At 51.7% G+C, this 24,693-nt stretch carries 11 protein-coding genes, 4 tRNA genes and 5 rRNA genes; 18 read left to right on the top strand and 2 right to left on the bottom strand.

The features are described from left to right. Window positions 1-47: 47 nt before the first annotated feature. From ACHZBS_RS01860 to ACHZBS_RS01810, 11 genes are all read left to right on the top strand, one after another. Window positions 48-125: transfer RNA gene (locus ACHZBS_RS01860), tRNA-Ile, on the top strand. Between the two features lie 19 nt (window positions 126-144). Next, a tRNA-Ala gene (locus ACHZBS_RS01855) sits at window positions 145-220 on the top strand. A 94-nt stretch (window positions 221-314) separates the two neighbouring features. Further along, window positions 315-3,297: ribosomal RNA gene (locus tag ACHZBS_RS01850) — 23S ribosomal RNA — on the top strand. A 72-nt stretch (window positions 3,298-3,369) separates the two neighbouring features. Next, window positions 3,370-3,486: ribosomal RNA gene (gene rrf, locus ACHZBS_RS01845) — 5S ribosomal RNA — on the top strand. Between the two features lie 270 nt (window positions 3,487-3,756). Further along, window positions 3,757-5,319: ribosomal RNA gene (locus ACHZBS_RS01840) — 16S ribosomal RNA — on the top strand. Between the two features lie 129 nt (window positions 5,320-5,448). Next, window positions 5,449-5,526 (top strand) — tRNA-Ile (locus ACHZBS_RS01835). A 19-nt stretch (window positions 5,527-5,545) separates the two neighbouring features. Further along, window positions 5,546-5,621, top strand: a tRNA-Ala gene (locus ACHZBS_RS01830). 94 nt (window positions 5,622-5,715) lie between these two features. Then, window positions 5,716-8,698: ribosomal RNA gene (locus ACHZBS_RS01825) — 23S ribosomal RNA — on the top strand. Between the two features lie 72 nt (window positions 8,699-8,770). After that, window positions 8,771-8,887 (top strand): 5S ribosomal RNA (rrf, locus tag ACHZBS_RS01820). Together the 16S, 23S and 5S rRNA genes with 4 tRNA genes alongside form the textbook arrangement of a ribosomal RNA operon. Before the next feature lie 235 nt (window positions 8,888-9,122). Then, a complete protein-coding gene (locus tag ACHZBS_RS01815; protein WP_319404832.1) occupies window positions 9,123-10,586 on the top strand; it encodes an ATP-binding protein in 1,464 nt (487 codons plus the stop codon). A 28-nt stretch (window positions 10,587-10,614) separates the two neighbouring features. Further along, window positions 10,615-12,000, top strand: coding sequence for a sigma-54 dependent transcriptional regulator (locus ACHZBS_RS01810; protein WP_319404831.1), 1,386 nt, complete (start codon window positions 10,615-10,617; stop codon window positions 11,998-12,000). 7 nt (window positions 12,001-12,007) lie between these two features. Here ACHZBS_RS01810 and ACHZBS_RS01805 read toward each other — a convergent pair whose 3' ends face one another. Continuing rightward, entirely contained in the window at window positions 12,008-12,628 is a 621-nt protein-coding gene (locus ACHZBS_RS01805; protein ID WP_319404830.1) for a hypothetical protein, read from the bottom strand. A gap of 399 nt (window positions 12,629-13,027) precedes the next feature. Here ACHZBS_RS01805 and ACHZBS_RS01800 point away from each other — a divergent pair, with 399 nt between their 5' ends. The 6 genes from ACHZBS_RS01800 to ACHZBS_RS01775 all read left to right on the top strand — a co-directional run bounded on the left by ACHZBS_RS01800 (window position 13,028) and on the right by ACHZBS_RS01775 (window position 22,160). Further along, entirely contained in the window at window positions 13,028-14,065 is a 1,038-nt protein-coding gene (locus ACHZBS_RS01800) for an amino acid ABC transporter substrate-binding protein (RefSeq protein ID WP_319404829.1), read from the top strand. A gap of 144 nt (window positions 14,066-14,209) precedes the next feature. After that, window positions 14,210-15,406 (top strand): amino acid ABC transporter permease, encoded by a 1,197-nt coding sequence (locus ACHZBS_RS01795; protein ID WP_319404828.1) that lies wholly within the window; start codon window positions 14,210-14,212, stop codon window positions 15,404-15,406. Between the two features lie 109 nt (window positions 15,407-15,515). Beyond that, window positions 15,516-16,610: an amino acid ABC transporter permease gene (locus ACHZBS_RS01790; RefSeq protein WP_319404827.1), complete on the top strand. Its 1,095-nt coding sequence runs from the start codon at window positions 15,516-15,518 to the stop codon at window positions 16,608-16,610. 142 nt (window positions 16,611-16,752) lie between these two features. After that, on the top strand, window positions 16,753-17,478 hold the full coding sequence (locus ACHZBS_RS01785) for an amino acid ABC transporter ATP-binding protein (protein WP_394708031.1): 726 nt from the start codon (window positions 16,753-16,755) through the stop codon (window positions 17,476-17,478). A gap of 38 nt (window positions 17,479-17,516) precedes the next feature. After that, window positions 17,517-18,644 carry an alanine racemase gene (gene alr / locus ACHZBS_RS01780; RefSeq protein ID WP_319404825.1) on the top strand — a complete coding sequence of 376 codons (1,128 nt, stop codon included), beginning with the start codon at window positions 17,517-17,519 and terminating at the stop codon, window positions 18,642-18,644. A 225-nt stretch (window positions 18,645-18,869) separates the two neighbouring features. Beyond that, a complete protein-coding gene (locus ACHZBS_RS01775; protein WP_319404824.1) occupies window positions 18,870-22,160 on the top strand; it encodes an AAA family ATPase in 3,291 nt (1,096 codons plus the stop codon). 15 nt (window positions 22,161-22,175) lie between these two features. On the opposite strand, the gene dat is transcribed toward ACHZBS_RS01775, so the two are convergent. Further along, window positions 22,176-23,030, bottom strand: coding sequence for a D-amino-acid transaminase (gene dat, locus ACHZBS_RS01770; protein ID WP_319404823.1), 855 nt, complete (start codon window positions 23,028-23,030; stop codon window positions 22,176-22,178). Window positions 23,031-23,298: 268 nt separating this feature from the next. Here dat and der point away from each other — a divergent pair, with 268 nt between their 5' ends. Continuing rightward, window positions 23,299-24,693, top strand: a complete 1,395-nt coding sequence (gene der, locus ACHZBS_RS01765; RefSeq protein ID WP_319404822.1) for a ribosome biogenesis GTPase Der — start codon at window positions 23,299-23,301, stop codon at window positions 24,691-24,693.

The raw sequence follows: 24,693 nt of genomic DNA, 5'->3' as shown, positions 1-24,693 counted from the left end.
CTCTTTTAATTTACCAGAAATGCAGATAGGCTCGAAGGATTGTGCGAGGGCCTGTAGCTCAGCTTGGTTAGAGCGCACGCCTGATAAGCGTGAGGTCGATGGTTCAAATCCATCCAGGCCCACCATTTTGAGGGCCGCTTTTTCGGGGGTGTAGCTCAGCTGGGAGAGCGCCTGCCTTGCACGCAGGAGGTCATCGGTTCGAACCCGTTCACCTCCACCAGAAAAGCGCTGCATGATTGGTTTTTTTTGTTCTTTGACAATTTGGATGTCGAATTAAAAAATTAGGTTCTTAATATTTGTGTCAGATATTTTGTGGCCAAGCTATTAAGGGCAAACGGTGGATGCCTAGGCGTCAAGAGGCGATGAAAGACGTGGAAAGCTGCGATAAGCTTCGGGGAGCTGCTAAACAAGTTTTGATCCGGAGATTTCTGAATGGGGAAACCTGTCGCGGGTAGTGTCGCGACATCTTCAGCTGAATACATAGGCTGTTGAGGCTAACGGGGTGAACTGAAACATCTTAGTAACCCTAGGAAGAGAAAACAATAGTGATTTCCTAAGTAGCGGCGAGCGAACGGGAACCAGCCCAAACCACGCACCCTTCGGGGCGTGTGGGGTTGTAGGACCGTCATCACGTGATCCATGATTAGATAGGAGAGCAGGTTGGAAAACCTGGCCATAGAGGGTGATAGCCCCGTATCCGAAATCGAAAGTGGCACAGACGGCACCTGAGTACCACGGGACACGAGAAACCCTGTGGGAATCCGGGAGGACCATCTCCCAAGGCTAAATACTACTTGACGACCGATAGTGAACCAGTACCGTGAGGGAAAGGTGAAAAGTACCCCGGTGAGGGGAGTGAAATAGTACCTGAAACCGTTTGCCTACAAGCAGTGGGAGCACGATGAACATGGTCTTGTGCCTTGTTCCGTGTGACTGCGTGCCTTTTGCATAATGAGTCAGCGAGTTACTTTACGTAGCAAGGTTAAGCCGATAGGTGTAGCCGTAGCGAAAGCGAGTCTTAACAGGGCGATTGAGTTGCGTGGAGTAGACCCGAAACCAAGTGATCTATCCATGGCCAGGGTGAAGCGAGAGTAAAATCTCGTGAAGGCCCGAACCGTTGTATGTTGAAAAATGCTCGGATGAGCTGTGGATAGGGGTGAAAGGCCAAACAAACTTGGAAATAGCTGGTTCTCCCCGAAATATATTTAGGTATAGCCTTGCGTCAATCAGTAACGGGGGTAGAGCACTGGATGGGCTAGGGGTCCTACCAGATTACCAAACCTAACCAAACTCCGAATACCGTTAACTGCTATCGCAGGAGTCAGACTACGGGAGCTAAGTTCCGTGGTCGAGAGGGAAACAGCCCAGATCGCCAGCTAAGGTCCCTAAATAAGTGCTAAGTGGGAAAGGATGTGGAAATGCACAGACAACCAGGAGGTTGGCTTAGAAGCAGCCATCCTTTAAAGAAAGCGTAATAGCTCACTGGTCGAGTGAGTCTGCGCCGAAAATGTAACGGGGCTCAAGCATTTTACCGAAGCTGCGGGATGATTCTTCGAATCATCGGTAGGGGAGCATTGTGTACGGGTTGAAGGTCGACCGTAAGGACGGCTGGACTGTACACAAGAGACCATGCTGACATGAGTAACGATAAAGCGGGTGAAAAACCCGCTCGCCGAAAACCTAAGGTTTCCTGAGTAAAGCTAATCTGCTCAGGGTTAGTCGATCCCTAAGCCGAGGCCGAAAGGCGTAGGTAATGGAAAACAGGTTAATATTCCTGTACCACCAGTTTGTCGTTTGAGTGATGGGGGGACGCAGAAGGGTAGGTCATCCACCGATTGGAAGTGGTGGTTTAAGCCAGTAGGCTGAAAGGGCAGGCAAATCCGTCCTTTTATTTAAATGCCGAGAGGTGATGACGAGAGGCTTTGCCTCATAAAGTGATTGATCCCATGCTGCCAAGAAAAGCCTCTAGCGAGACAAGCAGGTGATCGTACCGCAAACCGACACAGGTAGGTGGGGAGAAAATCCCAAGGCGCTTGAGAGAACCCTGGTTAAGGAACTCGGCAAAATAACACCGTAACTTCGGGAGAAGGTGTGCCCTCATTAGGTGAAGCGTTTTACATGCGGAGCCGACGGGGGCCGCAGAGAAATGGCGGTAGCGACTGTTTACTAAAAACATAGGACTCTGCTAAGTCGCAAGACGATGTATAGGGTCTGACGCCTGCCCGGTGCTGGAAGGTTAAGGGGATTTGTTAGGGGTAACCCGAAGCTTTGAACCGAAGCCCCAGTAAACGGCGGCCGTAACTATAACGGTCCTAAGGTAGCGAAATTCCTTGTCGGGTAAGTTCCGACCTGCACGAATGGCGTAACGACTTCCGCACTGTCTCAACCAGGGACTCAGTGAAATTGTATTGGCGGTGAAGATGCCGTCTACCCGCGAAAAGACGGAAAGACCCCGGCACCTTTACTACAGCTTGACATTGAATTTTGGAATAGTATGTGTAGGATAGGTGGGAGGCTTTGAAACCGGAACGCCAGTTTCGGTGGAGCCACCCTTGAAATACCACCCTTGCTATTTTAGAGTTCTAACCTCGACCCGTTATCCGGGCGAAGGACAGTGTCTGGTGGGTAGTTTGACTGGGGCGGTCGCCTCCCAAAGAGTAACGGAGGCGCGCGAAGGTTCCCTCAGGCTGATTGGAAACCAGCCGTGGAGTGTAAAGGCATAAGGGAGCTTGACTGCGAGAGAGACATTTCGAGCAGGTACGAAAGTAGGTCTTAGTGATCCGGCGGTCCCGAATGGAAGGGCCGTCGCTCAACGGATAAAAGGTACGCCGGGGATAACAGGCTTATCGCATCCAAGAGTTCACATCGACGATGCGGTTTGGCACCTCGATGTCGGCTCATCACATCCTGGGGCTGGAGCAGGTCCCAAGGGTTCGGCTGTTCGCCGATTAAAGTGGTACGTGAGCTGGGTTTAAAACGTCGTGAGACAGTTTGGTCCCTATCTTTCGTGGGCGCAGGATATTTGAGAGGATCTGTTCCTAGTACGAGAGGACCGGAATGGACGAACCAATGGTGTTCCAGTTGTCGCGCCAGCGGCATGGCTGGGTAGCTAAGTTCGGAAAGGATAACCGCTGAAAGCATCTAAGCGGGAAGCCCACCTCAAGATTAGATATCCCTTAAGCATGGAAACATGCTTAACTGAAGACTCCTCGAAGACTACGAGGTTGATAGGCCAGGTGTGTAAGCGCAGTAATGTGCTAAGCTTACTGGTACTAATCGGTCGTGAGGCTTGGCCACAAAATAACTGACATAAATAATTAAGAACGAATTCGACATTCCAAATTGCGCCGACGTTTGCATAAACGATTTTTCGGTGGCGATGGCGAAGAGGCAACACCCGTTCCCATCCCGAACACGGAAGTTAAGCTCTTCAGCGCCGATGGTACTGCACGGGAAGCTGTGTGGGAGAGTAGGACGCCGCCGAAAACCTTCTTCATACCAGCCCGCTCCCAGAGCCTTATGGGAGCGGGCTGTGTCGTTAACAGCGAAGAAGGTGGCAATGCCAATTCAATCCACGTTTTCCGTCAACTCGAAATTAAATTTTAATTGTTGACAGCGAGTGTTTGGATGGTATATTTAAGCTTTTCGTCAGCCGATGAAAGGCGACATTTTTGATCTTTGAAAACTAAATAGTGACAGGTTTTAAGAGTTGGGTCTCTTTAAGTCAATTTGTTACGCAAGTAACGTTAAATAGTTTAATTGGAGAGTTTGATCCTGGCTCAGAATGAACGCTGGCGGCGTGCTTAACACATGCAAGTCGTACGAGAACACCCTAGCTTGCTAGGGTAAGTAAAGTGGCGCACGGGTGAGTAACGCGTGGGTAATCTACCTTCGAATTGGGGATAACGTTGCGAAAGCGACGCTAATACCGAATAACATCCATTAATCTTCGGGTTTTTGGATCAAGGGTGGCCTCTACATGTAAGCTACTGTTTGAAGATGAGCCCGCGTACCATTAGCTTGTTGGTGGGGTAAAGGCCTACCAAGGCTTCGATGGTTAGCTGGTCTGAGAGGATGATCAGCCACACTGGAACTGACACACGGTCCAGACTCCTACGGGAGGCAGCAGTGAGGAATTTTGCGCAATGGGGGAAACCCTGACGCAGCAACGCCGCGTGAGTGATGAAGGCTTTCGGGTCGTAAAGCTCTGTCAAGTGGGAAGAACCTGCAGTATGCCAATACCATATTGCACTGACGGTACCACTGAAGGAAGCACCGGCTAACTCCGTGCCAGCAGCCGCGGTAATACGGGGGGTGCAAGCGTTATTCGGAATCATTGGGCGTAAAGAGCACGTAGGCGGCCTGGTAAGTCAGATGTGAAAGCCCGGGGCTTAACCCCGGAAGTGCATTTGATACTGCCAGGCTTGAGTATGGGAGAGGGAAGTGGAATTCCTGGTGTAGAGGTGAAATTCGTAGATATCAGGAGGAACACCGGTGGCGAAGGCGACTTCCTGGACCAATACTGACGCTGAGGTGCGAAGGCGTGGGTAGCAAACAGGATTAGATACCCTGGTAGTCCACGCAGTAAACGTTGTTCACTAGGTGTAGCGGGTATTGACCCCTGCTGTGCCGCAGTTAACGCATTAAGTGAACCGCCTGGGGAGTACGGCCGCAAGGTTAAAACTCAAAGGAATTGACGGGGGCCCGCACAAGCGGTGGAGCATGTGGTTTAATTCGACGCAACGCGAAGAACCTTACCTGGATTTGACATCCCGGGAATCCTATCGAAAGACTGGAGTGCCCTTCGGGGAGCCCGGAGACAGGTGCTGCATGGCTGTCGTCAGCTCGTGTCGTGAGATGTTGGGTTAAGTCCCGCAACGAGCGCAACCCTTGTCTTTAGTTACCATCATTCAGTTGGGGACTCTAAAGATACTGCCCCGGTCAACGGGGAGGAAGGTGGGGATGACGTCAAGTCCTCATGGCCTTTATGTCCAGGGCTACACACGTGCTACAATGGGCTGTACAAAGGGTCGCGAACCCGCGAGGGTAAGCCAATCCCAAAAAGCAGTCCCAAGTTCGGATTGGAGTCTGCAACTCGACTCCATGAAGCTGGAATCGCTAGTAATCGCGGATCAGCATGCCGCGGTGAATACGTTCCCGGGCCTTGTACACACCGCCCGTCACACCATGAGAGTTGGTTGTACCAGAAGTCGTCGGGCTAACCTTTCGGGGATGCAGGCGCCTAAGGTATGGCTGATAATTAGGGTGAAGTCGTAACAAGGTAGCCGTTGGGGAACCAGCGGCTGGATCACCTCCTTTCTAAGGATGACCTATCTTTTAGAAAGATACAACAAGGTCCAACTTTGCCGGTCACTATTTAGTTTTGAGAGATCAAGATGTGCTCTTTTAATTTACCAGAAATGCAGATAGGCTCGAAGGATTGTGCGAGGGCCTGTAGCTCAGCTTGGTTAGAGCGCACGCCTGATAAGCGTGAGGTCGATGGTTCAAATCCATCCAGGCCCACCATTTTGAGGGCCGCTTTTTCGGGGGTGTAGCTCAGCTGGGAGAGCGCCTGCCTTGCACGCAGGAGGTCATCGGTTCGAACCCGTTCACCTCCACCAGAAAAGCGCTGCATGATTGGTTTTTTTTGTTCTTTGACAATTTGGATGTCGAATTAAAAAATTAGGTTCTTAATATTTGTGTCAGATATTTTGTGGCCAAGCTATTAAGGGCAAACGGTGGATGCCTAGGCGTCAAGAGGCGATGAAAGACGTGGAAAGCTGCGATAAGCTTCGGGGAGCTGCTAAACAAGTTTTGATCCGGAGATTTCTGAATGGGGAAACCTGTCGCGGGTAGTGTCGCGACATCTTCAGCTGAATACATAGGCTGTTGAGGCTAACGGGGTGAACTGAAACATCTTAGTAACCCTAGGAAGAGAAAACAATAGTGATTTCCTAAGTAGCGGCGAGCGAACGGGAACCAGCCCAAACCACGCACCCTTCGGGGCGTGTGGGGTTGTAGGACCGTCATCACGTGATCCATGATTAGATAGGAGAGCAGGTTGGAAAACCTGGCCATAGAGGGTGATAGCCCCGTATCCGAAATCGAAAGTGGCACAGACGGCACCTGAGTACCACGGGACACGAGAAACCCTGTGGGAATCCGGGAGGACCATCTCCCAAGGCTAAATACTACTTGACGACCGATAGTGAACCAGTACCGTGAGGGAAAGGTGAAAAGTACCCCGGTGAGGGGAGTGAAATAGTACCTGAAACCGTTTGCCTACAAGCAGTGGGAGCACGATGAACATGGTCTTGTGCCTTGTTCCGTGTGACTGCGTGCCTTTTGCATAATGAGTCAGCGAGTTACTTTACGTAGCAAGGTTAAGCCGATAGGTGTAGCCGTAGCGAAAGCGAGTCTTAACAGGGCGATTGAGTTGCGTGGAGTAGACCCGAAACCAAGTGATCTATCCATGGCCAGGGTGAAGCGAGAGTAAAATCTCGTGAAGGCCCGAACCGTTGTATGTTGAAAAATGCTCGGATGAGCTGTGGATAGGGGTGAAAGGCCAAACAAACTTGGAAATAGCTGGTTCTCCCCGAAATATATTTAGGTATAGCCTTGCGTCAATCAGTAACGGGGGTAGAGCACTGGATGGGCTAGGGGTCCTACCAGATTACCAAACCTAACCAAACTCCGAATACCGTTAACTGCTATCGCAGGAGTCAGACTACGGGAGCTAAGTTCCGTGGTCGAGAGGGAAACAGCCCAGATCGCCAGCTAAGGTCCCTAAATAAGTGCTAAGTGGGAAAGGATGTGGAAATGCACAGACAACCAGGAGGTTGGCTTAGAAGCAGCCATCCTTTAAAGAAAGCGTAATAGCTCACTGGTCGAGTGAGTCTGCGCCGAAAATGTAACGGGGCTCAAGCATTTTACCGAAGCTGCGGGATGATTCTTCGAATCATCGGTAGGGGAGCATTGTGTACGGGTTGAAGGTCGACCGTAAGGACGGCTGGACTGTACACAAGAGACCATGCTGACATGAGTAACGATAAAGCGGGTGAAAAACCCGCTCGCCGAAAACCTAAGGTTTCCTGAGTAAAGCTAATCTGCTCAGGGTTAGTCGATCCCTAAGCCGAGGCCGAAAGGCGTAGGTAATGGAAAACAGGTTAATATTCCTGTACCACCAGTTTGTCGTTTGAGTGATGGGGGGACGCAGAAGGGTAGGTCATCCACCGATTGGAAGTGGTGGTTTAAGCCAGTAGGCTGAAAGGGCAGGCAAATCCGTCCTTTTATTTAAATGCCGAGAGGTGATGACGAGAGGCTTTGCCTCATAAAGTGATTGATCCCATGCTGCCAAGAAAAGCCTCTAGCGAGACAAGCAGGTGATCGTACCGCAAACCGACACAGGTAGGTGGGGAGAAAATCCCAAGGCGCTTGAGAGAACCCTGGTTAAGGAACTCGGCAAAATAACACCGTAACTTCGGGAGAAGGTGTGCCCTCATTAGGTGAAGCGTTTTACATGCGGAGCCGACGGGGGCCGCAGAGAAATGGCGGTAGCGACTGTTTACTAAAAACATAGGACTCTGCTAAGTCGCAAGACGATGTATAGGGTCTGACGCCTGCCCGGTGCTGGAAGGTTAAGGGGATTTGTTAGGGGTAACCCGAAGCTTTGAACCGAAGCCCCAGTAAACGGCGGCCGTAACTATAACGGTCCTAAGGTAGCGAAATTCCTTGTCGGGTAAGTTCCGACCTGCACGAATGGCGTAACGACTTCCGCACTGTCTCAACCAGGGACTCAGTGAAATTGTATTGGCGGTGAAGATGCCGTCTACCCGCGAAAAGACGGAAAGACCCCGGCACCTTTACTACAGCTTGACATTGAATTTTGGAATAGTATGTGTAGGATAGGTGGGAGGCTTTGAAACCGGAACGCCAGTTTCGGTGGAGCCACCCTTGAAATACCACCCTTGCTATTTTAGAGTTCTAACCTCGACCCGTTATCCGGGCGAAGGACAGTGTCTGGTGGGTAGTTTGACTGGGGCGGTCGCCTCCCAAAGAGTAACGGAGGCGCGCGAAGGTTCCCTCAGGCTGATTGGAAACCAGCCGTGGAGTGTAAAGGCATAAGGGAGCTTGACTGCGAGAGAGACATTTCGAGCAGGTACGAAAGTAGGTCTTAGTGATCCGGCGGTCCCGAATGGAAGGGCCGTCGCTCAACGGATAAAAGGTACGCCGGGGATAACAGGCTTATCGCATCCAAGAGTTCACATCGACGATGCGGTTTGGCACCTCGATGTCGGCTCATCACATCCTGGGGCTGGAGCAGGTCCCAAGGGTTCGGCTGTTCGCCGATTAAAGTGGTACGTGAGCTGGGTTTAAAACGTCGTGAGACAGTTTGGTCCCTATCTTTCGTGGGCGCAGGATATTTGAGAGGATCTGTTCCTAGTACGAGAGGACCGGAATGGACGAACCAATGGTGTTCCAGTTGTCGCGCCAGCGGCATGGCTGGGTAGCTAAGTTCGGAAAGGATAACCGCTGAAAGCATCTAAGCGGGAAGCCCACCTCAAGATTAGATATCCCTTAAGCATGGAAACATGCTTAACTGAAGACTCCTCGAAGACTACGAGGTTGATAGGCCAGGTGTGTAAGCGCAGTAATGTGCTAAGCTTACTGGTACTAATCGGTCGTGAGGCTTGGCCACAAAATAACTGACATAAATAATTAAGAACGAATTCGACATTCCAAATTGCGCCGACGTTTGCATAAACGATTTTTCGGTGGCGATGGCGAAGAGGCAACACCCGTTCCCATCCCGAACACGGAAGTTAAGCTCTTCAGCGCCGATGGTACTGCACGGGAAGCTGTGTGGGAGAGTAGGACGCCGCCGAAAACCTTCTTCATACCAGCCCGCTCCCAGAGCCTTATGGGAGCGGGCTGTGTCGTTGTAACCCCCCTGAAAATTTTAAGATCTTCCGCATTTATTTGTTCTGTGTTAATATCCCTCTACCATTTATTGACCGATCCATTGAAAAAAATGAATCCTTTCAAGTCTATGGCTCAATATGGGTTTCCGGGGTATTAAAAATCGGGTTTTCATCCAATTCTGGATATTGTTTTTCTTATCCATGTTATTTATCGATGTCTTGGTACTATTCATTTTCCTTGAGAGGACCATTTCAAGGTCTATTGAACAAAAAAGATCATCTTTGATTATTGCTTGTGAAAACAAACGGATGGTTCCTTACACCCATAATAATTCAAGCCCGGGGATAGAGAACATCTTATTTGACAAGGGCGACCGTTTCCTTTTTGTTAAGGCGTCCGGGGCAGATCTGAACGACTATCCGTACGACCCGGCCAACACGCTCGATGCAGCGGTTTACCAGACCCTTAAAACAGGTTTGGCGACCACCCAAAAAACAGGAGTAACTATTGGCTTGCTTTTTTTGCAGCATGAATCGGTAATCATTACCTATCCAGTCCAAGCGGAGGGCAAAACCGTTGCTGCAGGAGGATTAAAAAGTTCTCTGGCAAGTATTTATCAGGACTTTCGCAGGATACAGAAAATCGCTTTCATTTTTGTGTTTATCAACAGCTTCTTTTTTGCTTTGTTCGGCAACCGGCAGCTTACCAGGATTTATTTCAGACCGCTGAAAAGGCTGGCCAAACGCGCAGAAACATATCAGGATGAAGACACCTTGTTCTTTTCGGTTCGAAAGGAGGACAACGAGTTCTCTGTCCTTTCTTCTTCTCTGAATAAAATGTTGCATCGCATTTCCGACGACAAGCTTGTGCTGAAGGAAACCATCGGGTCTCTCAAAGCTGCCAATCTTGAACTCAAAAAGGCGCAGAATGATGTCATTCGAGCCGAAAAGTTGGCGACGGTGGGACGCCTGACTTCTGGCATTGCCCACGAAATCGGGAATCCCATCGGAATTGTCCTGGGTTATCTGGATTTACTGAAGCAGGCAGATTTGACATCAGCCGAGCGAAATGATTTTATCGTCAGATCCGAAAAGGAAATCACGCGTATCAACAATATCATCCGGCAGTTGCTTGATATGTCCAGATCTTCCGCCGGTGAATCAAAGCCGGTGTCTATTCATCAGCTGCTTCAAGACTTGATTTTGGTGTTTAACTATCAACCGGCAGCCAATGCTATTGTGTTTGAATCAAATCTGGACGCCACTGATGATCTTGTTTTTGCAGATCCTGATCGGCTCCGACAGGTGTTTTTAAATATTCTGCTTAATGCTGTCGATGCCGTCAATTCAGGCCTTTCCAGCAATTCAAGGGTTAAGATTATTACCGAACCCACCATCGGTGATTCCGACCTGCCCGGTGTCCCTGAAGGAAATTTTATCACTGTGACCATCCAAGATAACGGACCCGGTATCCCTCCCGAAAATTTGCCCCATGTTTTTGATCCTTTTTTTACCACCAAGCCACCCGGGAAAGGGACGGGGTTAGGCCTCAGTGTCTCATTCATGATCGTTGAAAAACTTGGCGGCCATATAACTGTCTCCAACAGAGAAGAGATGGGTGCTTCCTTTGAGGTGATATTACCGTTGGCAAAGCCATGTGAATGAAGCAGTCTTAATAGATATATAGGTTGTCATGGAAAACAGTGAAAAACAAAAAAAAATCCTGATCATCGATGATGAAGAAAACATGCGCCATATGCTGAAAACCATGCTAACCCGCTACGGTTATGCAATTTGCACGGCTAAAGATGGCGCCGAAGGACTTGCCGCAATCACCAGCCAACAATTTGATTTCATACTTTGCGATGTGAAAATGCCGCAAATGAACGGCATGGAATTTCTAAAGGCAGGGCGCGAACGTCTGCTTTCAGCTACCGTAATCATGATGTCAGCCTATGGCAGCATCGACATGGCTATTGAGGCCATGAAACTGGGTGCTTACGATTTTATTTCAAAGCCGTTCAAAAATGAAGAAATTCGCCTGACCATCAAAAAAGCGGAAGAACGGGAGCGACTAAAAAAAGAAAACATTGAACTCAAAGAACGAATCCGACGAGTCGGCGGCAGTCTCTCATTCGGAAATATGGTAGGCAGGAGCCCAGCCATCCAAGCCGTTTTTTCGATGGCTTTGAAAGTGGCCCGATTTGACAGCACGGTGCTGATCACCGGTGAGAGCGGTACCGGCAAAGAACTGGTTGCCCAGGGAATTCATCGGGAGAGCGACCGACGGTCCGGTCCCATGGTTCCGGTAAACTGTGCATCCATACCCGAGAACCTCCTGGAAAGCGAGCTGTTCGGGCATGTCAAAGGTGCGTTTACCGGTGCAGATAGGGATAAGAAAGGACTTTTCGAAGTTGCGGAAGAGGGAACCCTGTTTCTTGATGAGATTGGCGATATACCGGTTTCCCTGCAACCCAAACTCCTCCGGGTGCTTCAGGAGAGCGAAATCCGACCGGTTGGCGGGGGCAAGTCCAAGGCCGTTAATGTACGCGTGGTTGCGGCTACATCAAAGGACCTTGAAAGGGAAATGGCGTCGGGACATTTCAGGGAAGATCTGTTTTATCGTCTCAATGTGGTCCCCATTGCCTTGCCGCCTCTTCGCCACAGGCCGGAAGACATTCCCTTGCTGTGCCAGTTCTTCATTACCCGCTTTAACGAAACCCTTGGCAGCGGTATCAAAAATATCTCTTCCGCTGCCATGGCTGCGTTGATGCGACACGACTGGCCCGGGAACATACGCGAATTGGAAAATGCGATCGAGCGGGCCATCGTCCTTGCAGATGGAACCACATTGGAATTTGAAAATTTTGTTTTTGGAAAGGCAGGGACGACGAATCCAGATTTACAGGGTAGCAGCTATGAGGGGTTCTCTTTGAAAGCCGCCAAATCAGAGTTGGAAGACAAAATGATCCGCAAGGCGCTTGCCGCAACCGGCGGAAATCGTACTCATGCGGCCAATATGCTTGAGATCAGCCACCCCTCTCTGTTGAGTAAGATGAAACTTTACGGCATCGACTGACGATCGGCTATAGTTTGGCCTGCTGAAATAACCTTTCGATATTCAGCCGGTTGATCATTTCCGTGAATATCTCGCCGATCACTTTTTCTGCACCACCACTGCCCATCACTTTCAGCCGTTCCGCACTCCCGGTAACCACCTCCCGCGCCACCAGCTGCGTGTCCTGAGTCAGGCTGGCTTCATAGCTGATGTCTGCCATCCATTTCTGGCCGACCAGATCAATGTGGAACTGATTGATGTTTATCTGAAACACCGGCACACCTGATGAAGGCTCACCGGTCACTCCCACACCTATCTTTTGCAGCCGCTGCTTAAGCGCTGTCTCGAACAGCCTCGGCAGCGGGTAGGCCCCCAATATTTTCTGCTGGTCGCCCGGCATTTCCAATGAAAGGGAAAACAGTCCGGTAAAGTCCTTGAATTTTTCTTTGGCGCTTTTGTTGAAAATCTCTGTGTCACTTCGAAGGTCACGGGTTTCAACAAAAACGGTTCGTCCCGCCAAAGTGTCTGCAGCGGAAGGCAGGCGATAGTCCACATCAATATAGGATTTTTTGGCACATGAACAACTTAACGTGGCCACCAGCAAAAGAATCGTCACTTTAAAACCCACCTTCACCCTCTTTAGAACCATGCCCCCTCCTTATGAAAACCTGAAATTTGGAAGAAAACGTACCTGTTGCCTACATGACGTTAAGATCTTTGTCAATGCAGGTCATCGTATACCGAGGACTTATTTGAAAACAATATCGTTTTTATCGTTAACGTAACCGGTTAATACGCTTGCCAAAACATGAGCTTCCATGGTATCCATGTCCAATCTTGCCCTGATATTCTACTTGCTTCTATGCGTTGTCACTACCTTGGCAACGCTTAATACTAAATTTCGATGGATTGTATCAGATCTATGTCAAGATTAACTCTAACTGTGTGGAGGGTGCGGAAAATGAAAAATTTAAGGCTTTTTGTTGTTCTCTCGCTGGTTTGCTTCGTTTGTTTCATGGCATGTGGTGATTCTGGCAAAGTCAGCGAAATGGAAAAAAAAGCAGCTGATGCTGAAAGCAAAGTTTCAGAACTTGAAAAGAAAGTGGCCGAGCTTGAAAAAGCTGCTGCGCCGATTGGCAAGACGTTGGAAAACGTCCTTGCCAAGGGCTATATTCAAGCGGGGGTTAACGGAGATCTTTTCGGTTTCGGAAAACCGGATGAAAAGGGTGTTTGGCAAGGTCTGGATGTAGATACGGCCAGGGCTATTGCGGCCGCGGTTTTCGGTGATGCCGAAAAGGTTAAATATACGCCCTTGACAGCAAAAACCCGCTTCACGGCGCTGCAATCCGGTGAAATTGATGTGTTGACCCGCAACTGCACCGTGACCCTGAGTCGCGACACCGATCTGGGCCTTGATTTCGCGCAAGTCAACTACTACGACGGCCAAGGCTTTCTGGTTCCCAAGAAGCTGGGTCTCAAAAGCGCCAAACAGCTTGACGGCGCATCGGTTTGCGTTTTGCCGGGTACCACCACCGAACTCAATGTGGCTGATTACTTTCGGGCCAATGGCATGAAAATGAAACCCGTGGTCATCGAAAATACGGCGGAACTGGCCAAGACTTTTTTTGCCGGTCGATGTGACTGCCTGACCTCGGATGCTTCCCAATTGGCCGGTACGCGCGCAGTCGCTCCCAATCCCCAGGATTATATCATTTTGCCGGAAATCATCTCCAAGGAACCCCTGGCACCGGCCGTGCGGCACGGTGACAACCAATGGAAGGATATTGTCAACTGGAGTGTGTTGGCCATGATCGAGGCCGAGGAACTCGGTATTACCTCTAAAAATGTTGATGACATGCTCAAAAGCGAAGATCCTAAGATCATGCGATTTCTGGGTGTGACCGAAGGCAACGGAAAGGCCCTCGGCCTGGATGAAAAATGGGCCTACAACATCGTCAAGCAGGTCGGCAATTACGGTGAAGTCTTTGAAAGAAATGTGGGCGTCAACACACCGCTGGGCATCGAACGCGGCTTGAACGCGTTATGGACCAATGGTGGGTTGATGTATTCGCCACCGTTCAAGTAAGTACGGACCGGACGCGTCGCCCGTTGCGTCATCTTGTCAGCCGGCGGGCGGCTTGATTCATTGGGACACCTAATCAAGCGTCTGTCGGGTCGCCCGACCTTCCATTCATCGGCCTGACAGACGTCTTTCCTGTGCAACAGCCCTATGCAGCCAAAACAAGACAAGATTCAGAGGATCGCCCCACCGGCAGCGGTCCCCTTTTACAACGACCCTAAAAAGCGCTCACTCCTGTTTCAGATTGTAACGCTTCTGATGGTCGGACTGGTGGCCTATTATCTGATTTCCAATACGCTGACCAATGTTGAAAAACAGTCGATCGCTACCGGTTTCGGATTTTTGGAGAAAGAAGCAGCCTTTGAAATCGGTGAATCGGCCCTCAGCTATTCTGCAGCCGACACCTATGGCCGTGCCCTGGTGGTCGGCTTTTTAAATACGCTGATCGTCTCGTTTGTCGGGATCATCATTACGGTCATACTCGGCACCTTGATCGGGATCGCCCGACTCTCTTCCAACTGGCTGGTTTCGAAGCTGGCGGCCGCCTATATCGAAGTGTTTCAGGACATACCGGTACTTTTACAGCTTTTTTTCTGGTATGCGTTTTTCTACAATGTCCTGCCATCACCCCGGCAGGCCATGCATCCGATCATGGGAGTATTCTTGAGTAATCGCGGCCTGGTGTTTGCCGTGCCGGAGACGCATCCGGTATACAAATATATGGGCATCTCGGTAATTGTTGCCTGTGTCGTTGTCTATTTCCTGCGGCGGTGGGCAAGACAGAGACAGGCGCGCACGGGCCAGCCTTTTCCGGTCTTTCGCGCATCCCTGGCGCTTGTGATCGGGCTGCCCCTGGCGACTTGGGTCGCCGGCGGTGCCCCGACCGCCATGAATGTGCCTGTTCTGAGAGGCTTCAATTTTATAGGGGGAGCCAATATCAGTCCCGAATTTACGGCCCTGTTGCTGGGGTTGATTTTTTATACAGCGGCCTTTGTGGCCGAAGTCGTCCGTGCCGGCATTCAGTCGGTCAGCAAAGGGCAGACCGAAGCGGCTAAGTCGCTCGGCCTCCGACCGAGCCAGGTACTGAATCTGGTTATTTTACCGCAAGCCCTGCGCGTCATCATACCTCCCATGACCAGTCAGATGTTGAACCTGACCAAGAACAGCTCACTGGCGGTTGCGATCGGTTACCCGGACTTCGTGTCCGTAGCCGGTACCACAATCAATCAGACCGGTCAGGCTATCGAAGGCGTGGCCCTGATGATGATCGTCTATCTTACGTTGAGTCTACTGACATCGGCCTTCATGAACTGGTACAACAAAAAAATGGCCTTGGTGGAAAGGTGAAATTTCCTTGTATATGGTATGGAAAGCGGCCTTTATTTTAATTTGAACCGACAATCGATAGGGACGGCTTCAACCCCTCGCCTTATCAGGGGACAGTATTTTTAAACCCATGGCTGGAACAAATATCAAGCCGATCAAAGAAGTGATCAAACCGCCGGCCACGAGCGTGGGGGCCCTTGGATGGATGCGGGCCAACCTGTTCAACAACTGGTTTAACTCGGTTCTGACGTTGTTCACCCTTTACACGTTGAGCAAGATCGTTCCCGCTTTTATCCGCTGGGCCTTTATCGACAGCCAGTGGCTTTCAAGCGGTGAAGCCTGCAAGGGTGCTGACGGCGCCTGCTGGTCGATCATTCCAGCCAACATTCGATTCATTATTTTCGGTTTTTTCCCCTACGAATCGCAGTGGCGGCCTCTGGTGGCCATGGTTCTTCTGATCGGCCTGCTGTTTTACAGCCGGAACAGGGACCATTGGAAAAAATCATTGGCCTATGCCTGGGGCGCCGGCCTTATAATCATGGGCCTTCTTATGAAGGGCGGGATTTTGGGGTTGGCTGCGGTTGAAAGTACGCAGTGGGGTGGGCTCCCGTTGACCCTGCTGCTGTCGGTCTTCGGGCTGGCGGCCGCCTATCCGCTGGGCGTTGTCCTGGCGCTGGGGCGCGCCTCGCGCATGAAGGCGATAAAAGTCCTGTGCATCGTTTATATCGAAATGATCCGGGGTGTACCGCTGATTACCCTGCTATTTATGTCGTCCATCGTTTTCCCGCTGTTTTTGCCCGAGGGCGTTACCGTTAACGTAATACTACGGGCGCAGGTGGCCATCATAATGTTTACCGCCGCTTATATTGCGGAAGTCGTGCGGGGCGGGTTGCAGGGGATGGCCAAGGGCCAGTATGAGGCTGCCGAATCACTGGGGCTCAACTATTACCAGACCATGCGGCTGGTGATTCTGCCCCAGGCCCTGAAAATCGTGATCCCACCGACGGTCAGCCAGCTTATCTCGGCTTTGAAAGATACCTCCCTGGTGGTGATCATCGCCCTGTACGATCTGCTCAAGACGACGCAGTCCGTCCTGTCGAATCCCACCTGGATGGCCTTTTCTTCCGAGGCCTACATTTTTGTGGCCTTGATCTATTTTGGCTGCTGTTATTTCATGTCCAGCTACAGCAGACGCCTGGAAAAAGAGCTGGATAGGGGGTTTTAACCGATGGCGCGTTGGTGCTGGATTCAGCGCGGATCATGTCCCGATTGAACAACAGGTTCAAAAAATGCGCACAACAAAACCTGAAGAGATTTCCATGAGCGAAGAGAAACCTGACAACCATCTGCAGCCGACCGGCGAAGCCATTATCGAGATCAAAGAGATGCACAAATGGTTCGGCGAATTCCATGTCCTGCAGGACATCAACCTGACCGTGCAAAAGAAAGAGCGGATCGTTATCTGCGGTCCTTCCGGATCGGGAAAATCGACCCTCATCCGCTGCATCAACCGGTTGGAGGAGCATCAGCGTGGTCGGATCATCGTCGACGGCATCGAGTTGACCAACGATATCAAGAACGTCGAGAAGATCCGGGCCGAGGTGGGCATGGTGTTTCAGCATTTCAACCTCTTTCCCCATCTTACCATTTTGGAAAATCTTACCCTGGGTCCGATCTGGGTGCGCAAGACACCTAAAAAAGAGGCTGAAGAGGATGCGATGGCATACCTGGAAAAAGTGCATATTGCCGAGCAGGCCAAAAAATATCCAGGGCAGCTCTCCGGCGGGCAGCAGCAGCGCGTTGCCATTGCGCGCAGTCTATGCATGAAACCCAACGTCATGCTCTTCGATGAGCCCACCTCGGCCCTGGATCCGGAGATGATCAAAGAGGTCCTGGACGTTATGATCGAACTGGCACGGGAAGGCATGACCATGCTGGTGGTGACCCACGAGATGGGATTTGCCAAGAGTGTTGCCCACCGGGTGTTGTTCATGGACTACGGTAAGATCGTCGAACAGAATACGCCCACGGAGTTCTTCGACAATCCCCAGAATGATCGTACCAAGCTGTTTTTAAGCCAGATTCTGCATTGAACCGCCGACACCACCAATCGCCTTCTCGGGAAATGGCCATGAACCCGCTAACCTGCGCCCGGATCCATTTAGATCGCCTGCGATTCAACTTTTGTGAAATTAGAAAAAAAATAGCTCCGGCCCGACTGATTCCCGTGGTCAAGGCCGACGCATACGGCCACGGCGCCATTTCCGTATCGCGATGCCTGGTCGATGAAGGGGCGGATTTCCTTGCCGTAGCCCAGTACCGGGAAGCCATGGAGCTTCGTGATAGTGGCATCCATGTTCCTATTCTCATTTTCGGCCGACTTTTCCCTGACCAGATTCCTGAGGCCCTCCGGGCGGGTTTTCGGATTACCCTTTTCGGGGTGGAAGACATCAACTGGATAGAACGGGTGACAGGAAACCAACCGGTCCACGTGCATGTCAACGTGGAAACCGGCATGGGGCGGGTGGGGGTGCTGCCAGAGCAGGAACCGGAATTCTTCGACCATCTGCGACGCTCGCGGTGCTGCGTCTGGGAGGGTTTGTACAGCCATTTCGCCACCTCCGACGAGACGGATAAAACCTATGCCCGGGAACAATTGAATCGTTTTAATGTTCTGATCAAACGGTTGGAAAACAAAGGCGCACTTCCGCCCATGATTCACATGGCCAACAGCGGGGCAGTACTGGACATGCCGGACAGCTACTTTACCGCCTGTCGTTCCGGGATCATGCTTTACGGTCATTACCCGTCATCGGAAACCTCGCGATCGATCCCCCTGAGACAGGTCATGACGTTCAAGACGGCTGTCACCCATTTACGGCGACTGCCTGCCGGCCATAATGTGAGCTACGGAAGGCGCTGGAAAACCGAACGGGAAACCACCATTGCCGTGCTTCCGGTTGGCTATGCAGACGGGGTTCGGCGCCATCTGACCGGCAGATTCCAGGTGATGATCGGCGGCCGGTATTACCCGGTGGTGGGGACCATTACCATGGACCAGATCATGGTGGATGTGGGTGACGACCCAGTAACGGTGGGCGACGATGTCCTAATCTGGGGAGACGCTGAAAACGGCCGGATACAGGTCCTTGATGTGGCCGAAGCCATTGGATCGATTCCCTATGAAATGACCTGCGGCGTCTCCCGGAGGGTTCAGCGAGTGGTTGTTGACGATCATTGCCCTATCGGCGCCGATTAACAGCGTTGCCGTCTGCGGATAGGGAGAGTTGAGTCTGCTGTTGCATGTCGATTTCTATTCTCATAATTGTGGCTGCCTCCCATGAAGTGCCCTGAATGCCAGAATAAAGTCGCTATCGATGCCGTCAGCTGCCCCGTATGCGGTTGTCCGCTTGACCGACGCTGTGGCACCTGCCGGATGGTTAACCGGCCTTTCAGCAAATTTTGCACCGCGTGCGGGCATCCTTTGGCGTCAATCCCAACATCTCCGTTTCCTTCAGGCTTTTCAGCAGATCCGGCCCACCCCATTTCCCACCCGCCTGCCGCCGGGCAAGAGGAATACGGGAACAGCAGCGAACGAAAACTGGTGACGGTGCTTTTTTCGGACCTTTCCGGATACTCTGCCCTGTGTGAACGCCTGGACCCTGAAGATGTTCGCGAGATGATGAACCTCGTATTCAAGGAAATCGTCGGCATCATTATCCGATATGAAGGTTACATTGACCGGATTATCGGGGATGAAGTGTTGGCTGTTTTCGGGATACCGCGCACCCATGAGGATGATCCGGTACGGGCGATTCGCGCAGCTGTCGATATTCATGACACCGTGGCAAGGATGACCGGTCGATTCCGAGGGCGGTTGGAAGGGCCCCTGGCGATGCATTCGGGAATTGCCACGGGCTTGGTGGTGACAGGGAAAACCGATCTGAGGACCGGACGGCACGGCATCACCGGCGAACCGGTGAACCGGGCATCGTTGCTGACCAACCTGGCGATTTCCGGAGAAATTCTCGTGGGAATGTGCACCATGCCTTCCACGTCAGGTTTCTTTTTCTTCGAGAAATGCAAATACAAGACAGGTCGGCACAGGACGGAAACCATTGATGCCTATCGCGTCCTCAGCACGGTGAAGAAGCCAGACAAGATCAGGCGGGTCCAGGGCTTGCGGGCCAGGCTCATCGGACGCAGGACCCAAATGAAAGACCTGCATGCTTGCCTGTCAGTGGTGGCAGAGGGAAGGGGAACCTGTGTCTTTTTAGAGGGTGATGCCGGGACCGGGAAAAGCCGCTTAATCTCGGAATTTAAAAAAACGTTGGCCCGGCGCCACCACCAATGGCTTCAGGGAAACGCCTATGCCTACACGCAGGGGATTCCCTATTTTCCCCTCATCGACTTATTGGGTCGTGCGGTCGATCTGCGTGACGACGATTCACAGGAAGTGGTTCGGAAAAAGCTGGCCATTGAACTCAGGACCACTCGTGATGATGACAAAGCGATTTATCAGATCATCGAGCGGCTATTCACCCTGTCCAATGACAAGTCCCTGCAAATTTCGCCGGAATCCTGGAAAATTAAGCTGAAGCAGGTGCTGGTAGCCATGATCCGCAGCCAGTCCCGGACCGGGCTGACGGTTATCTGCATCGAAGACTTGCATTGGGCGGATCCATCTACGGTGGATCTGTTACGAAACCTGCTAAACGAGGCGGATCTTCCCGTTTTTTTTCTGATCAGCTACCGCCCTGGTCAACTGGCCTTCAACCATCGCCAGATTATCAACCCCTATTATCAGAGCCGGTGTATTCAGCTCAAAGACCTTCCACCTGAAAAGAGCAAAGAACTAGCCAAATCCCTGCTTCAGTCCGAGCATGTGCCACCCCTGCTGTCAGCATTCATCTCCGACCAGCTGGGAGGAAATCCATTTTTTCTCGAAGAGGTTATCAATTCGCTGGTCGACACGGGAACTTTGAAAAAAAGAGGTGCAACCTGGGAGGTTTCCGGTGCTATCGGAGAAGCGGTTTTCTCGTCCAGTGTCGCTGCGGTAATAGCCGCCAGGCTGGATCGGTTGGGTGATGCCGCCAAGCGGATCGTGCAGGAGGCTTCAGTCATTGGCAGACGGTTTGCCCCGGCTGTATTGAAACAGATTTCTTCCGACCCCGAACGCGTCGATAAAAATCTCGCCATCCTTAAATCAATGGGTCTGATCCTGGAAAGCGAAGATCCCGGTGAACGGTTATGCCAATTCAAACACTCGCTGGTTCAGGAAGTAGCCTACAAAAGTCTGCTGAAGCGACAGCGAAGGGATCTGCATGAGAAGATCGCCCAGGTTCTGGAAAGCCAGAACCCGGAACGCATCGATGCCCTGTGCGAAATCCTGGCGTACCATTTCAGCAACGGACATTCCTTTCACAAGGCCGTGACCTATCTGAAGCAGTCGGGACGTAAGGGATTGAAAAAATATGCCGTGACCGAATCCCATAATTACTTTGAAAAGGCGTACCACATGCTGTTGGACGGGGACCGATTGGCCGAGGATGCGTCCCGCCGTACAGTGGAACTGCTGCTGGAATGGTTTTTTGTCTTTAACCTGCGCGGGCGCTTCGAAGATGCGTTGAATTTGATGAAGCGGCATGAATCGGCGGCGATGAACAGCCCTGATCTTCATTTAAAGGGGATGTACCTCGCCTGTCTGGGCTGGGCTTATCAACGGCGTGAACATCTCACTCTTTCCAGGGACTGTCTGATGGAATCCTTGTCCATCGGCGAACAGATAAGAAATTACAAGGTGATCGCATACTCTTGCGCATGTTTGATATGGACCTGCACCGACCTCGGCCGTCTTGACGAGGCCTTGGTTTTCTCCGCCAAAGCCGAAGAGGCATCTCATTTTTTCGAATCCGAAGATCCCTCATGGTCTTTTGAGATGGACCAGGACCTGGTCCGGTTCGTTCTCACCGGAACGGCCATTGCCCAATGGTTCAAGGGGGATTGCCGTCAATGTCATAAACTGGGAGATCGCCTGCTGTTTTACGGGGAAAACGCCGGGGATGTAAACAGCATCTCCGAAGGGTACCTGGCCCACGGCATGGGATGCTTTGCGGCCGGGGATTACCGGGGCGCCATCGAAAAATGCACCCTTGCCATCGACAGTTCGGCGGACCCTCTTTACGCTTTCAATGCCCGGTTTCTAATGGCATATTCTCATCTTTCCCTGGGTGAGGTCTCCCCGGCGGAGGAAAATCTTAATGCGATCATTACGTTTTGCAAGGCATCAGGATATGAGTACATCGGAACATCGGCAGATGCCCTGTCCAGCGTCGTTGCCGTGGCCAAGGGGAATATCGGTTTCGGGGTGAAGGCCATCAACCGGCACGCCAAGCAGTACATGGCCGACGGAAAATTTTACCACGCCCAGACATTCCATTACCTACTGGGCAGCATCTACCTGCGGATTGCCTTGCGCGAAGGCGATTTGGACTTTTCAACGGTGGTAAATAATCTGCCGTTTTTCGTGGTTCATCTTCCACGGGCGGCAAAGCATGCGGAACACCATTTCAAAGTGGCCATAAGGATCGCAGAACAGATCAATGCATTAGGGATCAAAGGCCAGGCTTCTCTCGATCTGGGACGGCTCTATCTGGCCAAAAAAAGAAACCGTCTGGCCGTGCCGCTGTTCAAACAGAGCATTGCCCTGTTTGAACAGCTGGGGGCGGACGGCCACCTGGAACGGGCGCATGCTGGCCTGAATACTCTTGAATAAAGAATGGCTGCTATTTTATGCAGCGCCGCCGGTCTGGGCCTGTTTCCGCAAAAGATCGTAGAGTTGGCGGGTTGTCTTCCCCACCTTGCCGTCGCCAATGGATTTTCCGTCGATCCGCACAACCGGGAGCAACTCGGTGACGGTTCCGGTCAGAAAAACCTCATCGGCTCCATATAACGCGTCGGTTCCGAAAAACGATTCCTCAACATCCAGGCCCGCGTTCCTGGAGACATTAATTACCACCATGCGGGTAATGCCCGGAAGGATGTTGTCTGTCAGAGGATGGGTGGCCAGCCGGCCGCCGGATACGATGAACAGATTTGAACTGGTTCCTTCGCGGACGATTCCCTGGTCCGAGACGAAGATGGCATCGTCGCAGCCTGCATCCAGCGATTTCTGTTTGGCCAGGCTGTTGGCCAGCAGTTGCACGGTTTTGATGTCGCACCGGCCCCAGCGGATATCTTGAACGGTGATAACGGTCGCTCCCTTTTTCCGTTTTTCTTCCGGTATTTCCTTGACCGGACGGATGGTCATGATGATCTGGGGGGGCATATCCGGGGTGATGGCATGGTTGCGGGGAGCGACGCCTCTTGAAATCTGAATGTAGATGCCCGCCCGCTGGTAGCCGGAACGGTTGAACAGATCCAGGATGGCTTTTCTGATGTCGGCGCGGGAGATCGGATCGAAGGCTATTTCCCGCATGGATCGCTCCAGCCGATCCAGATGTTCCTCCAGCATGAACAGGTGTCCATCATAGCTGGCGATAAACTCATAGACCCCGTCGCCGAACTGGTAGCCCCGGTCTTCGATGGGCACGACCGCTTTTTCAATGGGCATGATTTCTCCGTTAACATAGGCCAGGTCCGGCATACGAGCCTCCTTTCGAAGCGCTTGATATTTCTTTCGGTGTAGTGTCCGGTCGCTGATCGAGAATGATCAAACGAGGTTGACCATACACTAAATTTATATGCGTTGAAACCACTTTGGCTTTAAATTCCAGGGTACTTGACGGTATTGGTGATTGGACGTTTGACACAGGATTCCCTCCTGGGATATACCGCTTCCAAAGCTGCCCCAAGGCTGATCCTGTATGATAAACTAACGGACACAACCCAGATATTCGGATCGGATAATATCCATGAAACCCATCGTTGCCCTTGTCGGCAGACCCAATGTGGGTAAATCCACTTTTTTCAACCGGATCACCCGCTCCCGGGATGCCATTGTGGATAATCTTCCCGGCGTGACCCGGGACCGGAATTTCGGTGATGCCCGCTGGAACGATAAAGCCTTTACCCTAGTGGACACCGGCGGATTTGCCGAAGGGGATGACGATGCATTTGCTCCGCACATCCGCCAGCAGGTGGAACAGGCCATCGCTGACGCCGATGTCATTGTCCTCATACTTGATGGAAAAGGGGGGCTTTCTCCCTTTGATTTCGACCTGATCAACATCCTGCGAACCGCAGACAAACCCGTGTTCTATGTGGTCAACAAGATCGACGGTGAAGGGCAGGAAAAAGCCCTGTCCGATTTTTACAGCCTGGGCATCGATACCCTGTTCCCGGTATCGGCCGAGCACGGATACGGGGTCGCTGATTTCATGGATGAATTGACGGCCGGGTTTGCCGAAATGACGGATGAGGAAGAACGGTTCGATTCCATCCGTATTGGGGTGGTAGGAAAACCCAATGCCGGCAAATCCTCCCTGATCAACGCCATTTTAGGTGAGGATCGGCTGGTCGTCAGCGAGGTCGCCGGCACCACCCGGGATTCCATCGACTCCGTCTTTACCCGGGGAAATCAGAATTACGTGCTGGTGGACACCGCGGGAATTCGCAGAAAGGGAAAGGTGTCCTTGCGTCTGGAAAAATTTTCGATCATCAAGGCCCTGCGCAGTCTGGAACGGTGCGATGTGGCCCTGATTGTTATCGATGCCGAGCAGGGCATCTCCGATCAGGATGTCCATGTGGCCGGCTACGCCTACGACCGCGGATGCGGGGCGATTTTTCTGCTGAACAAATGGGACCGGGTGGACAACCGGGACGGCAATGCCCTGAAACGGTTAACGGAAAATCTGCGCATGGACGCCAAGTTCCTGAATTTTGCACCGGTGACGACGGTTTCGGCTAAAACCGGGCAGCGGGTTCAACGAATCTTTCCGCTTGTGGATGAGGTTTACGCCCAGTATTCTGCCCGGATCACTACCGGGAGGTTGAACAAGGCCATGGACCAGGCCCTGACACGCACCCAACCCCCGATGCACAAAAATACGCGGCTCAAATTCTACTATGCCACCCAGGTGTCAACCCGACCGCCCACTTTTGTCAGTTTTGTGAATTTCCCGGACGGGGTGCATTTTTCTTACCAGCGCTACCTGGTGAACCAGATCAGAGAGGTGTTCTCCCTGGACAAGACGCCGGTTCGCCTGCTGTTGAAACAGCGCACCGGAAAGAATCCGGCTTTTTTAAACAAGAAGTCCACACCCCTCAAACGAAAAAAAAAGTCCAGCAAGCGCCTGACTAAACGATAA

The organism is uncultured Desulfosarcina sp., from assembly GCF_963664155.2.
GTDB lineage: Bacteria > Desulfobacterota > Desulfobacteria > Desulfobacterales > Desulfosarcinaceae > Desulfosarcina.
This window is presented reverse-complemented; position numbering and strand designations above follow the sequence as displayed.

What these genes read in the sequence shown, in the direction of transcription:
- ACHZBS_RS01815 (WP_319404832.1), top strand. Translation starts at nt 9,123, where the DNA reads ATGTTATTTATCGATGTCTTGGTACTATTCATTTTCCTTGAGAGGACC.
- ACHZBS_RS01810 (WP_319404831.1), top strand. Translation starts at nt 10,615, where the DNA reads ATGGAAAACAGTGAAAAACAAAAAAAAATCCTGATCATCGATGATGAA.
- ACHZBS_RS01805 (WP_319404830.1), bottom strand. Translation starts at nt 12,628, where the DNA reads ATGGTTCTAAAGAGGGTGAAGGTGGGTTTTAAAGTGACGATTCTTTTG.
- ACHZBS_RS01800 (WP_319404829.1), top strand. Translation starts at nt 13,028, where the DNA reads ATGGAAAAAAAAGCAGCTGATGCTGAAAGCAAAGTTTCAGAACTTGAA.
- ACHZBS_RS01795 (WP_319404828.1), top strand. Translation starts at nt 14,210, where the DNA reads ATGCAGCCAAAACAAGACAAGATTCAGAGGATCGCCCCACCGGCAGCG.
- ACHZBS_RS01790 (WP_319404827.1), top strand. Translation starts at nt 15,516, where the DNA reads ATGGCTGGAACAAATATCAAGCCGATCAAAGAAGTGATCAAACCGCCG.
- alr (WP_319404825.1), top strand. Translation starts at nt 17,517, where the DNA reads ATGAACCCGCTAACCTGCGCCCGGATCCATTTAGATCGCCTGCGATTC.
- dat (WP_319404823.1), bottom strand. Translation starts at nt 23,030, where the DNA reads ATGCCGGACCTGGCCTATGTTAACGGAGAAATCATGCCCATTGAAAAA.
- der (WP_319404822.1), top strand. Translation starts at nt 23,299, where the DNA reads ATGAAACCCATCGTTGCCCTTGTCGGCAGACCCAATGTGGGTAAATCC.